Source organism: Mycobacterium sp., assembly GCF_035314665.1.
In the GTDB taxonomy this organism is placed as follows: domain Bacteria; phylum Actinomycetota; class Actinomycetes; order Mycobacteriales; family Mycobacteriaceae; genus Mycobacterium.
In genome coordinates, this window is record NZ_DATFZD010000137.1 from 21,235 (window position 1) to 34,165 (window position 12,931).

Below are 12,931 nucleotides of genomic sequence, written 5' to 3' on the forward strand. Positions count from 1 at the left end.
GGCGTTTCAGCCGGTGACGATAGCAACAGAGCTTGGTCCAGACAATAGATCGGGAGGGCTCCGATGACCCCACTTGACGCTCAGCCATTTGCAGAGAATCATATTCTCAATTATGCACATCCGCCTATGTTGTCCGGACAAAAGCAATAGTGGCCGATAACCTGCTCAGTCTTGACCATCGCGTGGTGGTGGTGGCCGGGGCCGCGGGCGGCGGCATCGGCACCACCGTAACGCGCATGGTGGCCGAGGCCGGCGCGACGGTGATCGCGGTCAGCCGGGGCAAGCAAAATCTCGACGACCATATTGCGCCGCTGATCGAGCAAGGACTGTCGATCGTTCCAGTGGCTGCCGACGTCGCGACCGACGACGGCGTGGCGGCCGCGATAGAACAGGCGGTGCGCGCCGACGGCGACCTGCATGGGCTGGTCAACGTCGCTGGCGGTGCCGCGCCGTCGACCTGGATGCCTGCGACCCGGGTGACCCGCAGCGATTGGCGCGACCTGTTCACCCAAAACCTGGAAGCCACGTTCTTCATGAGCCAGGCGATGGCCGCCGAACTGAAAGCACGCAAACGGCGGGGATCGATCGTCTCGATCTCCTCGATCAGCGGGATGAACACCGCGCCGTTCCACATCGCCTACGGCACGGCCAAAGCGGCGGTTGCGGCGATGACCCGTACGATGGCCGTCGAACTGGCCCTCGACGAAATTCGGGTCAACGCGGTGGCCCCCGGGGTAACCGCGACGCCGGCCTCGCGCACTTACGTCGATGAGGACGCCGGGCGCGATCGCCGCGCCATCGCGATGGGTCGACGCGGCCGTCCCGAGGAAATCGCCGGCGCCATCCTGTTCCTGTTGTCGGACCTGTCCAGCTACATCACCGGGCAAACGCTTCTGGTAGACGGCGGCCTGGACCTTAAATGGACACATCTGGACGCCGACAACACCTCGCTGTTCCTCAAAGACGACTCCTTCCGAGCTGCGATAAGGAGCATGTGATGACCGATCTAGCCAAGGATGTGAATTCGGCAGCGGCTGAGGAACTTTCGAAACCCACGACGATCGGCGTCGAGGCGTACATCAGCGAGAGCTACGCCCGCGCCGAGCGCGACAAGCTGTGGCGAAAAGTCTGGCAGCAGGTTGGCCGTGTCGAGGAACTGCCCGAGGTAGGCAGTTACCTGACCTACGACATTCTCGACGACTCGATCATCGTGGTGCGCACCGGCGACACCGAGTTCAGGGCCCACCACAACGTCTGTATGCACCGCGGCCGCCGGCTGATCGACACACCCGAGGGGGCGAAAAACGCCTGCGGCCGCGCCCGCAAGTCAATCGTCTGCGGCTTCCACGGCTGGACCTACGGCCTGGACGGGGCGTGCACGTACATCCGCGAACAGCAAGACTGGCAGGAAGCGCTGACGCCCGACAACACCCACCTTCGACCAGTCAAGGCCGACACCTGGGGCGGTTGGTTGTGGATCAACATGGACCCCGACAGCGAACCGCTGGCCGATTACTTGTTCCCCGCTGCGAAGATTCTCGACCCATTCGGCCTGGAAAACATGCGCTGCAAATGGCGCAAGTGGCTGTCCTTCGATTGCAACTGGAAAGTCGCGCTGGAGGCGTTCAACGAGACCTACCACGTCTACACAACCCATCCGGAGTTCAACAAGTTCGGCGAATTCAAGGGATGGGCCAGGGCGCAGGGCAAACACAGCAACATCGGCTATGACGCGCCAGAGGATCTGGAGGCCACCAAGTCCAAGATCCGCCTCGGCATCGGCGCCGATCCGCGTGTGTCGACGGCGGAGATGCAGGTGTACACGATGGAGCAGACCAACGCCACCACCACTCAGACGCTGGTGAACGCCGCCAAGCGGCTGGTTGACGAATTGCCCGAGGGGACACCGGCCGACAAGGTTCTCGAGCATTGGCTGGCATCAGCGCGCCGAGACGACGAAGCCCGCGGCGTGATCTGGCCGACCATTCCCTCCGACATTCTCGGACAGGCCGGCACCGCATGGCAGATCTTCCCGAACTTCCAGATCGGGCAAGGCCTGACCAGCGCACTGTGCTACGGCGCGCGGCCGCACCCCAGCTACAACCCCGACAAATGCCTTTTCGAGGTGTCGGTGTTCGAGCTGTACCCGAAGGGCCAAGAGCCCGAGACCGAGTGGGAATACACACCGGTCGGTGACCCTCGGTGGCGGTCGGTTTTACCACAGGACTTCTCCAACATGGCCGCAGTTCAGCAGGGCATGAAATCCCTTGGTTTCCCGGGCACCAAGCCCAACCCGTACCGCGAACGCAGCACCGTCAATCTGCACCACCAGTTGTCGAAGTACATGGGTACCGGCGAACCCCAGGAGCTTTCAGGCGAGGAGTCCCCACTGGCATGACGATGTACCAAAACGACTGCGGGCCAACACAGACCCCCGACGACGTCGACATCGACGCGCTGCGCGAGAAATACCGGCAGGAGCGTGATAAGCGGCTGCGTCCGGAGGGGTCGAAACAGTACGTGGAACTAAAGGACGACTTTGCAGAATTCTCCGAGGTCGATCCTCACACCCCGGCGACGCCACGCATGCCGATCGACGAGAACATCGAGGTGGCGGTTCTGGGCGGAGGCATCACCGGACTGCTGGCCGGCGCATACCTCAAGAAGGCGGGCGTCGATGACGTGCACATCATCGAGATGGGCGGGGACTTCGGCGGGGTCTGGTATTGGAACCGCTTTCCAGGAATCCAATGCGACAACGACGCGTACTGCTACATCCCGATGCTGGAAGAACTTAACTACCTTCCATCAAAGAAGTTCGCCGACGGTGCCGAGATCTACGAGCATTGCCGCCGCATCGCAAAGCATTTCGGACTCTACGACGGCGCGATCTTCTCCACCCAGGTTCGTGCGGCGCGCTGGGATGAGACGATCAAGCGCTGGCGCTTGTGCACTAATCGCGGTGACGACATTCGTGCCCGGTTTGTGGTGATGGCACAGGGCTCATTCAACCGGCCGAAGCTGCCCGGCATCCCCGGCATTAAGGACTTCAAGGGACATATGTTCCATTCCGCTCGCTGGGATTACGATTACACGGGTGGCGCCGCCGACGGCGGACTGCACAAGCTGCATGACAAGCGGGTTGCGCTCATCGGTACTGGTGCGACCGGTGTGCAGCTGGTTCCGCACCTGGGCCGAGATGCCCAGCACCTCTACGTCTTTCAGCGCACGCCCTCATCGGTGGACCTGCGTGGCAACGAGCCCACGGACCCGCAGTGGGCGACTTCCCTGCAGCCCGGCTGGCAGGAGAAACGCAAGCGCAACTTCCACCGCTGGTCACCGTTGGGGGAAGGAGCGGTATTCGACGAGCCAGATATGGTCTGCGATTTCTGGACTGAACTCGGGCGCAACCTGACCGCGCGGATTGCGGCCGCCGACAATCCGGCAGCACTGACCATCGAGCAGATCATGGTGATCCGCGAAGAAGAGGATTACAAGGTGATGGAGCGGTTGCGGCGCCGCGTCGGGGAGCTCGTCGAGGACCCGCAGACGGCCGAAGCGCTCAAACCGTACTACCGATTCATGTGCAAGCGGCCCTGCAGCAACGACGAATACCTGCCGACGTTCAATCGCCCGAACGTCACTTTGGTCGATGTGTCGGAATCCAAAGGCGTGGAACGGCTCACCGAGAACGGGATCGTCGCCAACGGCGTCGAGTACGAAGTCGACTGCGTCATCTTCGCCAGCGGTTTCGAGATCACCACTGACATCAGCCGTCGGTACGCGGTCGATGTAATCGAGGGCCGTGACGGCCTGTCGCTCTTCGATCACTGGCGCGACAGCTACAAATCGCTCCATGGCATGACCAGCCGAGGCTTCCCCAATCAGTTCTTCACCGGCTTCATCCAGGGCGGCGTGGCGGGGAACACCACCGCGATGCTCGAGCAACAGGCCGAACACATCGCTTACATTATTTCCGAAGCAGTGGCGCGCCGCGCGACGACCGTCGAGCCGAGCCAGGAAGCTCAAGACAACTGGGTCAAGACAATCCGCGAAACTTCGATAGACGGCTCGGAATTCGCGATTTCCTGCACGCCAGGTTATTACAACAATGAGGGCGGCGGAGGGGGCGAGGGCATCCGCTCGGCCATCGGCGACCCCTACATGCCGGGCTTCTACGTGTTCGACGACCTCATACGGGAGTGGCGCGACAAGGGCGACCTGGAAGGTCTGGTCTTGGGCGCATGACGGTCACGACGTTCTCAACCCGCGATCTCACGTCGCGCATCGCCAGCGTAATCCGCGCCGAAAAGCGCGATCTGCTCAGTGGTGTGCACGCGGGTATGCTCCGAGAGCTGCTCGAACGACGAGGGGTGTTGGTTTTTCCGCAGATCCACTTCACCGACGAGGAACACATCGCGTTCACCGAGACGTTGGGCACGCTGGCGACCGAACGACGCGGAGAGCAGGTCTACAACGTCACTTTGGATACCGCCGTCAATAAGCACGCGGATTACCTGAAAGGATCCCTGTACTGGCATATCGACGGGACGATGAACGAGGTGCCCATCTTCGCGTCGTTATTGTCTAGCAAGGTGCTTCCCCGAGACGGCGGGGGTGACACCGAGTTTTGCAACACCTATGCCGCCTACGAAGCTCTGCCCGACGAGGACAAGCAGGCGCTCGAGTCGCTGCGGGCGATGCATTCAACGTGGAATACGCTGCTGTACTACGGCCCCGAGCCCGACATCACGACATTAAGACAGATGATGGCCCTCGGCGAGCGGGAGTTGCCCTTGGTCTGGACACATCGGTCCGGGCGCAAGTCGCTCATCCTCGGTTGTACCGCCAGTCGCATTCTCGGCATGGACATCATGGCGAGCACCGAAACGCTGGTGCGTCTGCGCGATTGGGCGACTCGGCCGGAATTCGTGTACCGCCACATGTGGTCTGTCGGCGATCTGGTGATGTGGGACAACACCGGCACGATGCATCGCGCGCGGCCCTACAATCCCGAATCCGGGCGGATGCTGACCCGGACCAAACTCGCCGGTGAGGAACCGTTCACTTGAGCGGAATCGCTGAGCAGCAACTGAGATTCGACGACCGCGTCGCCGTGGTGACCGGCGCCGGTCGCGGGTTGGGCCGCGCATACGCGGAACTGCTGGCATCGCGCGGAGCGAAGGTCGTCGTCAACGACTCCGGCGGCAGCCTCGCCGGCGAGGGCGTGGACGCCGGGCCGGCCGAGCAGGTGGTCAGCGCGATCGCCGCGGCCGGAGGACAAGCCGTCGCGTGCGCCGAGTCGGTGACGACCCGCGAAGGTGGAGATGCGATTGTCCGGACCGCGCTCGAACACTACGGTCGCCTCGACATCCTGATCCATAACGCGGGCAACGTCCGTCGCGGCTCGCTGAAGGAGATGAGCTACGAGGATTTCGACGCGGTACTCGACGTGCACCTTCGTGGCGCTTTCAACGTTGTGCGACCCGCATTTCCGGTGATGTGCCAGGCTGGCTACGGGCGCATTGTGCTGACGTCGTCGATCGGCGGCTTGTACGGAAACCGCGACGTAGCCAACTACGCAGCGGCCAAGGCCGGCGTGATCGGGCTGTCCAACGTCGCGGCTATCGAAGGTGCCGACGAGGGCGTGACATGCAACGTGATCGTTCCGGCCGCGGTGACACGAATGGCCGCGGGAATCGACACCTCGGCCTACCCGCCGATGGGCCCGGATCTGGTTGCGCCCGTGGTGGGTTGGCTCGCACACGAATCCTGTTCGGTGACCGGGGAGATGTTCATCGCGCTGGCGGGCCGGGTGGCGCGGGTGGTCGTCGCCGAGGCCCCGGGCGTGTGCCGGCCGTCGTGGACGGTTGAGGATGTCGGCGAGTATCTGGAGGCGATTCGAAAGGTAGAGGCGCCGCTCGTTTTTCCGGTCGTACCCGACGGCCATGACCAGCACATCCGCTACAGCTTCGAACTGGCGCACCGGTCGAGCGATCGAGGCGCACTCCATGGCTAGCCCAACGCGGACGGGACCGCTGGCCGATGTGCGGGTAATCGACCTCACCGCCATGGTGATGGGACCTTACTGCACGCAAATCATGGCCGACATGGGTGCTGACGTGATCAAAGTCGAACCGCCACAGGGCGATAACACCCGCTACATCTCGGTAGGTCCGGCGCCGGGCATGAGTGGAGTGTTCGTCAACGTCAACCGCGGCAAGCGCAGCATCGTGTTGGACCTGCAAACCGACGCCGGTACACGGGCGCTGCGCGCGCTGCTTGAGACCGCGGATGTGTTCATCCACTCGATGCGCGCCAAAGCGATCGCCAAGCTCGGCTTCTGCTACCAAGACGTCGCCGCGATCAACCCGGCGATCGTCTACACCAATTGCTACGGGTACGGGCGCCGCGGACCCGACCGCGACCGGCCCGCCTATGACGACACGATCCAGGCCGAATGCGGTCTGCCGGCGGTACAAGAGCAACTGACCGGCGAGGCCGACTACGTCGGAACCATCATGGCCGACAAGGTCGCCGGGCTGACCGCGCTGTATGCGACGACCATGGCGTTGTTTCACCGCGAGCGCACCGGGGAGGGGCAGGAAGTCGAGGTCGCCATGTTCGAAACCATGGCCACGTTCATGCTTGTCGAACACGCCAACGGCGCCCTGTTCGATCCTCCCTTGGGGCCGGCGGTGTATCCGCGTACCGTGGCGCCCAACCGTCGCCCGTATCGCACCAGCGATGGCCACGTCGCCGCATTGATTTACAACGACAAGCACTGGAATGCGTTCATCAACGCGGTGCGGCCGCCGTGGGCCAGTGAGCTGTATTCGACGCTGGAACAACGTGCCCGCCAGATTGACACGGTGTATGGACTAGTGGCCGAGACGCTGAAACAGCGGACGACGCAGGAATGGCTGGCGCTGTTCGGCGAACTCGAGATACCGGCCGCGCCACTCAATACGCCCGGCGACTTGTTCGACGATCCGCATCTCAACGCCGTCGGCATGTTCGAGACCGTCGACACCCCGCACGGACCGGTGCGCTTCCCGGGCGTACCCGCCTGGTTCTCACGAACACCGGGTCGCGTTGCGGGACCGGCGCCAGAGCTGGGCGCCGACACCGCCGAGATCCTCGACGAGCTAGATCTGGCGGTCGACGTGACACCCATGTCTCGGGCCGAAAACGACTCGCTCGACGGTATCTATCCCTAAGGAGTTTTCCACCATGGCTGTGCCCGTTTACAAACGCATGCTCGACCTGTTCGAGGCGGAGGGTGTGAATACGTTGTTCGGTATCCCCGACCCGAACTTCGTGCACCTGTTCCTAGAGGCGGAATCGCGTGGCTGGGCGGTGATCTCGCCTCATCACGAGGAGAGTGCGGGTTTCATGGCCGAGGCCGTCTCGCGGATGACGGGCAAGCCGGGCTTGTGCATCGGCACGCTGGGTCCCGGCGTGGCCAATATCGCCGGGGCGATGATGTGCGCCAAGGTCGAGAACTCGCCGGTCATCTTCCTCGGCGGCCAGCGGGCACGCATCACCGAGCGGCGAGTACGGCGTGGACGCATCCAGTTCGTCCGCCAGGAAGCGCTTTTCGCGCCGACGGTGAAGTACAGCGCGTCGATCGAATACGCCGACCAAACCGATGAAATCATTCGAGAGGCGATTCGGCGCGCGATGTCGACGACGCCCGGCCCGGCTTACGTCGAGTTCCCGTCTCACGTAATTCTGGAAGAGTTGGATGTCCCAGACCCGCTGCCTCCCAGCGCGTATCGGCTTGTCAACCACGGGGCTGGCGCGCGGGAGATCGCCGAGGCGGCCAGGCTGGTGCGCGAGGCCGAGAATCCCATCCTGCTGGTCGGTCACGGCGTTCACACGTCGCGCACCGGAGATGCGGTCAGGGAACTGGCCGAGCTGATGGCCTGCCCGGTGATCCAGACATCGGGTGGCACCTCGTTCATCTCCGGTCTGGAGGACCGCACCTTTCCCTACGGATTCTCGTCCGCCGCAGTCGAGGCCGTGGTCGCGTCGGACTTGTGCATAGCGCTCGGGACCGAGCTCGGCGAACCGGTTCATTACGGCAGAACACGCCACTGGGAACAGAACAACGCCGCTCGCAAGTGGATCTATGCCGAGCAGGATCCGACGGCGATCGGGGTGAACAGGCCGGTGGACGTGCCGCTGGTGGGAGACTTGCGCGGCGTGGTGCCTCAGCTGGTCGAAGCGCTGAAGGACACCCCCCGTTCGCCGTCGGCCGATCTTGGCCGCTGGATCAAGCAGGATGCCGACCAGCTTGCCGAATTGGCCGAGACCGCGCCCAGCGGCCGCACCCCGGTCCACCCTGCTCGCTTCGTCGTCGAGGCGACCAAAGCCTTTCCGGCCGAAGGCATCATGGTCCGTGACGGCGGCGCGACGGTCATCTTTCAGTGGACCTATTCGCTGGCCAAGCCGCACGACGTCATCTGGAACCAGAACTTCGGACACCTGGGCACGGGCTTGCCCTACGCCGTCGGCGCTTCGGTCGCCGACGGCGGCAAGCGCCCGGTCATGCTGCTGACCAGCGACTCCTCGTTCATGTTCCATATCGCCGAGCTGGAGACCGCCGCGCGTCTAAAGCTGCCGCTGGTGTGCGTTGTGGGTGTCGACCACCAATGGGGTCTTGAAGTCGGCGTCTACAAGCGCACGTTTGCTCAGCCGTCACCGCAGCCCGGCGTGCACTGGAGCAAGGACGTGCGCTTCGACAAGATCGCCGAGGGCTTCGGCTGTTACGGCGAATACGTGGAAAAGGAAGAGGAGATCGGCCCGGCGATCGAGCGAGCGTATGCCAGCGGCAAGACCGCCGTCGTGCACGTCTGCATCGACCCGAAGGCGAACTCCGAGGAGATGCCGAACTATGGTGAATTCCGCACTTGGTACGCCGAAGGCACCCAGTAAAAGAAGGAAGGTTGTCATGCGCGAATACTTGAAGTTCTACATCGACGGATCCTGGGTTGACCCGTTGCGGCCCAATAGTTTTGACGTCGAAAACCCGGCGACTGAGCAGGTGTCCGGGCAGATCTCGCTCGGTTCGGCCGCCGACGTCGACGTAGCGGTCAAGGCCGCCCGACGGGCTTTCACCGGCTGGTCACAAACCAGTCGTCAACAGCGCCTCGATCTGCTGGAGGCCATCCTCGCCGAATACCAGAAGCGTGCGGGCGACCTCGCCGACGCGGTCACCGAGGAAATCGGTGCGCCGCCGTCGCTGGCCGCCGGCCCGCAGGTCCAACTCGGGATCGGTCACCTGGTGACGGCGATCGACGTGCTGAAGAACTTCCCATTCGAAGAGCAGCACGGGGCAACGCTGATCGCCAAGGAGCCCATCGGCGTGTGCGGGCTGATCACGCCATGGAACTGGCCGCTCAACCAGATCGCGGTCAAGGTGTACCCGGCGTTGGCGACCGGGTGCACGATGGTCCTCAAACCATCTGAGGTGGCGCCGTTCTCGGCCTACATCTTCACCGAGATCCTCGATGCCGCGGGCGTGCCGGCCGGTGTCTACAACCTGGTCAACGGCGATGGCCCCGGCGTCGGCGTCGCGCTGGCGAGCCACCCCGACGTCGACATGGTGTCGTTCACCGGATCCACCCGCGCCGGTGTCCAGGTGGCCACGAATGCCGCTCCGACAGTGAAGCGGGTGACTCAGGAACTCGGCGGCAAGAGCCCCAACATTGTCCTCGACGACGCCAGCTTCGCCGACAGTGTCCGCGCCGGCGTGGTCAACATGATGCCCAATTCCGGGCAGAGCTGTAACGCGCCGTCGCGCATGCTGGTCCCGAATTCGCGCATGGCCGAGGCGATCACCGTCGCGCGGGAAACCGCCGAGCAGGTGAAGGTGGGCAACCCCAGCGATAAAACCGCCATCGGGCCGGTGGCGTCGCGGGCACAGTTCGACAAGGTCCAGGGCCTGATCCGGAAAGGCATCGACGAGGGCGCGACCGTCGTGGCCGGCGGCCCGGGTCGACCGGCGGGGTTGGACAAGGGTTACTACGTCAAGCCGACCGTCTTCGCAAACGTCACCAACGACATGACGATTGCGCGCGAGGAGATCTTCGGGCCGGTGCTGTGCGTCCTCGGCTATGACGACATCGATCAAGCCGTGGAGATCGCCAACGACACCGAGTACGGCTTGGCCGGCTATGTGTCGGGGGCCGACCACGACAAGGCGCGAGAGGTGGCCCGCAAGATCCGGGCCGGGTGGGTGACGATCAATCACGCCTTTGACATGAACGCGGCGTTCGGTGGCTACAAGCACAGCGGCAACGGTCGGGAGTGGAGCGAGTTCGGGTTCAACGAGTATTTAGAGGTCAAAAGCACTTTGGGCTACGCGCCCGACAAAGCCGCCGGATAGCGGGCAATGGGTCCCCTGACAGGGAAAGTCGCGCTGGTGACCGGCGCCAGCCGCGGGATCGGCAAGGGGATCGCGCTGGCGCTGGGAGCCGAAGGGGCGACAGTGTACGTCTCGGGACGCACGGTCGACCCGGGCATGCAATCGCTGCCCGGCACAGTGCGGGAGACCGCCGAGGAAGTCTGCCGCCGTGGCGGCAAGGGCGTCGCGGTGGTGGTTGACCACCGTGATGATGATCAGGTCGCTGCGCTGTTCGACCGGATTCATCGTGAGCAGGGCATGCTCGACATCCTGGTCAACAACGCCTTCGCCATTCCCGAGGATCTGACAGAGCCCAGGCCGTTCTGGGAAAAGCCGCTGTCGGACTGGGAGATGGTCGACGTCGGTGTGCGATCGAACTTTGTCGCGGCATGGCATGCGGCGAAGATCATGGTCGGCCAGCGGTCGGGGCTGATCGTTGCGGTCTCTGGCTACGTCGGGGTGACCTACACCTATGGCGTTGTGTTCGGGATGTGCAAGACCGCGGTCGACCGAATGGCGCGCGATATGGCCATCGAGTTGCAGCCACACCACGTCGCGTCGCTGTCGTTGTGGCAGGGATTGACCTCCACCGAACGGGCGCAACGCAACTTGGCGCGCAACCCAGCCATGCAGGAGCTGACGGTCACCAAGCCGGCCTTTGGCTGCTCGCCCGAATTTCCGGGCCGGGTGATCGCAGCACTGGCTGGTGACCCCGACGTGATGACGCGGTCGGGAGGCACATTCATCACCGCCGAGGTTGCGCAGGACTACGGGATCACCGACATCGATGGGCGGGTGATCCCGTCGCTGCGGGCCGAGCGCGGCTCGCCGATCTGGGGACCGATCGCGGAAGCCGCCCATGGACGCTGAACGTCTTGGGTGGCTACTCGACCGGCAGGACATCCTGGACTGCCTGACGCGGTTCAGTCGCGGCATGGACCGCTTCGACCGGGAACTTCTGCTGTCCGCCTTTCATCCGAACGCGGTGATCGCTGCGGGCGACTTCGTTGGCGGCCCCGCCGATCTCTACGACTGGGCTTCGGCTATGCATGAGCAGGGCCAGGTGGCCACGCACCACAATCTGCTCAACAACACCTGTGAGATCGACGGCGACACCGCGCACAGCGAGACGTATTACTTGTTCGTCGGGCGTAACCGCGACGAGACGAACTGGATGGCCGGAGGCCGCTATATCGATCGGCTGGACCGGGGTGATGGAGCCTGGCGGATCGCGTTGCGTACCAACATCATCGAATGGTCAGGCATGGTCCCCACCCTGCCAATCCCATTCGCGGATGTGCCCGACATCCACGGCAACGGCGCGCCGTCGCGCAGCAAGGGGGATCCGTCGTATCAGCGGCCGCTCCTCAATCGGCGGGCGAGGCGGCAATCCGCTGGTGACAAAGGCGATCTCGGGCCACACGGCCGAGAAGACGGTCGATTAGGTCGGTTATCACGTTAGAAGGAGATGATTTCATCGATGTTTTCAGCAGTTTTGATCGAGAAGGGTGAGGCGGGACAGACGGTTGGGGTCACCGAGCTGGACGAGGCGCAGCTGCCGGACGGCTCGGATGACACGGTCAGCATCGACGTCGAGTACTCCACGCTGAACTACAAGGACGGCCTAGCCATTACGGGTAAATCGCCTGTGGTGCGCAAATTTCCGATGGTTCCGGGTATCGATCTCGCTGGCGTGGTGACCGAGAGTAGCCACGCCGACTGGGGCAAGGGCGACCGTGTGGTGCTCAACGGTTGGGGCGTCGGCGAGACGCATTGGGGCGGCCTCGCGCAGCGTGCCCGCCTCAACGGCGATTGGCTGATAGCCCTGCCCTCCGCTTTCACCGCCCACCAGGCGATGGCGATCGGCACCGCAGGCTACACCGCCAGCCTTTGCGTGGATGCACTGCTGCAGCACGGGGTGTCTGCGGATCAGGGCGAGATCCTGGTGACCGGCGCGACCGGCGGTGTGGGCACCGTCGCGATCGCGTTGTTGTCCGCAGCCGGGTTCAAAGTGGTTGCCGCGACCGGAAAGTCGTCGGAAGAGCAGTTCCTGCAGCAGCTCGGTGCCGTGACGGTGTTGGACCGCGCCGAATTCAGCGAGGCCGGCAAGCCGCTGCAGAAGGAGCGGTGGGCGGGTGTCGTCGACGCTGTCGGTAGCCATACGCTGGTCAACGCCTGCGCGCAGACCCGGTATGGCGGCGCTGTGGCCACCTGCGGCCTGGCTGGCGGCATGGACTTTCCGGCGACGGTTGCGCCGTTTATTCTGCGTGGCGTTTCGCTGCTTGGTATCGACAGCGTGATGGTGCCCAAGCAGCGACGTTTGGCGGCCTGGGAAAGACTGTCGCGCGATCTGGATGCCGGCGCTCTCGATTCGATCGCTCAGGAGATCGGACTGGGTGAGGCGATCGCTTCGGCGGGGGAACTGATGGACGGCCGGGTACGTGGCCGCATCGTAATCGACGTCAACCGCTGACGGGAGCGCTGATGACCAAGAAGACGACTCAATCACCAACCGCCCAA

The 12,931-nt window shown here is 63.8% G+C and carries 11 protein-coding genes; all 11 read left to right on the forward strand.

The genetic code is table 11. The features are described 5' to 3' along the window. The first annotated feature begins 149 nt into the window (after positions 1–149). The 11 genes from VKI00_RS10785 to VKI00_RS10835 are packed head-to-tail and all read left to right on the forward strand — an operon-like array spanning position 150 to position 12,884. Positions 150–998 carry an SDR family oxidoreductase gene (locus VKI00_RS10785; RefSeq protein ID WP_324437451.1) on the forward strand — a complete coding sequence of 283 codons (849 nt, stop codon included), beginning with the start codon at positions 150–152 and terminating at the stop codon, positions 996–998. After that, complete coding sequence (locus VKI00_RS10790; RefSeq protein WP_324437452.1) at positions 998–2,398, forward strand: aromatic ring-hydroxylating dioxygenase subunit alpha; 1,401 nt, start codon at positions 998–1,000, stop codon at positions 2,396–2,398. Before VKI00_RS10785 ends, VKI00_RS10790 begins: the two co-directional genes overlap by 1 nt. After that, complete coding sequence (locus VKI00_RS10795) at positions 2,395–4,248, forward strand: NAD(P)/FAD-dependent oxidoreductase (protein ID WP_324437453.1); 1,854 nt, start codon at positions 2,395–2,397, stop codon at positions 4,246–4,248. Before VKI00_RS10790 ends, VKI00_RS10795 begins: the two co-directional genes overlap by 4 nt. Further along, on the forward strand, positions 4,245–5,072 hold the full coding sequence (locus tag VKI00_RS10800; protein ID WP_324437454.1) for a TauD/TfdA family dioxygenase: 828 nt from the start codon (positions 4,245–4,247) through the stop codon (positions 5,070–5,072). The genes VKI00_RS10795 and VKI00_RS10800 overlap by 4 nt, the downstream gene beginning before the upstream one ends. After that, positions 5,069–6,019, forward strand: coding sequence for an SDR family NAD(P)-dependent oxidoreductase (locus VKI00_RS10805; RefSeq protein WP_324437455.1), 951 nt, complete (start codon positions 5,069–5,071; stop codon positions 6,017–6,019). The genes VKI00_RS10800 and VKI00_RS10805 overlap by 4 nt, the downstream gene beginning before the upstream one ends. Further along, positions 6,012–7,220, forward strand: a complete 1,209-nt coding sequence (locus VKI00_RS10810; protein WP_324437456.1) for a CoA transferase — start codon at positions 6,012–6,014, stop codon at positions 7,218–7,220. The genes VKI00_RS10805 and VKI00_RS10810 overlap by 8 nt, the downstream gene beginning before the upstream one ends. A gap of 13 nt (positions 7,221–7,233) precedes the next feature. Then, positions 7,234–8,940 carry a thiamine pyrophosphate-binding protein gene (locus VKI00_RS10815; protein WP_324437457.1) on the forward strand — a complete coding sequence of 569 codons (1,707 nt, stop codon included), beginning with the start codon at positions 7,234–7,236 and terminating at the stop codon, positions 8,938–8,940. 16 nt (positions 8,941–8,956) lie between these two features. Beyond that, the gene (locus VKI00_RS10820; protein WP_324437458.1) at positions 8,957–10,393 is read left to right on the forward strand and encodes an aldehyde dehydrogenase family protein; all 1,437 of its coding nucleotides are present in this window, start codon (positions 8,957–8,959) and stop codon (positions 10,391–10,393) included. Positions 10,394–10,399: 6 nt separating this feature from the next. Further along, positions 10,400–11,281, forward strand: a complete 882-nt coding sequence (locus VKI00_RS10825; RefSeq protein WP_324437459.1) for an SDR family NAD(P)-dependent oxidoreductase — start codon at positions 10,400–10,402, stop codon at positions 11,279–11,281. Continuing rightward, complete coding sequence (locus VKI00_RS10830; protein WP_324437460.1) at positions 11,271–11,873, forward strand: nuclear transport factor 2 family protein; 603 nt, start codon at positions 11,271–11,273, stop codon at positions 11,871–11,873. Before VKI00_RS10825 ends, VKI00_RS10830 begins: the two co-directional genes overlap by 11 nt. An 18-nt stretch (positions 11,874–11,891) precedes the next feature. Further along, a complete protein-coding gene (locus tag VKI00_RS10835) occupies positions 11,892–12,884 on the forward strand; it encodes an MDR family oxidoreductase (protein WP_324437461.1) in 993 nt (330 codons plus the stop codon). The last annotated feature ends 47 nt before the right edge of the window (positions 12,885–12,931 follow it).

What these genes read in the sequence shown, in the direction of transcription:
- VKI00_RS10835 (WP_324437461.1), top strand. Translation starts at nt 11,892, where the DNA reads ATGTTTTCAGCAGTTTTGATCGAGAAGGGTGAGGCGGGACAGACGGTT.
- VKI00_RS10795 (WP_324437453.1), top strand. Translation starts at nt 2,395, where the DNA reads ATGACGATGTACCAAAACGACTGCGGGCCAACACAGACCCCCGACGAC.
- VKI00_RS10820 (WP_324437458.1), top strand. Translation starts at nt 8,957, where the DNA reads ATGCGCGAATACTTGAAGTTCTACATCGACGGATCCTGGGTTGACCCG.
- VKI00_RS10830 (WP_324437460.1), top strand. Translation starts at nt 11,271, where the DNA reads ATGGACGCTGAACGTCTTGGGTGGCTACTCGACCGGCAGGACATCCTG.
- VKI00_RS10790 (WP_324437452.1), top strand. Translation starts at nt 998, where the DNA reads ATGACCGATCTAGCCAAGGATGTGAATTCGGCAGCGGCTGAGGAACTT.
- VKI00_RS10825 (WP_324437459.1), top strand. Translation starts at nt 10,400, where the DNA reads ATGGGTCCCCTGACAGGGAAAGTCGCGCTGGTGACCGGCGCCAGCCGC.
- VKI00_RS10800 (WP_324437454.1), top strand. Translation starts at nt 4,245, where the DNA reads ATGACGGTCACGACGTTCTCAACCCGCGATCTCACGTCGCGCATCGCC.
- VKI00_RS10815 (WP_324437457.1), top strand. Translation starts at nt 7,234, where the DNA reads ATGGCTGTGCCCGTTTACAAACGCATGCTCGACCTGTTCGAGGCGGAG.
- VKI00_RS10810 (WP_324437456.1), top strand. Translation starts at nt 6,012, where the DNA reads ATGGCTAGCCCAACGCGGACGGGACCGCTGGCCGATGTGCGGGTAATC.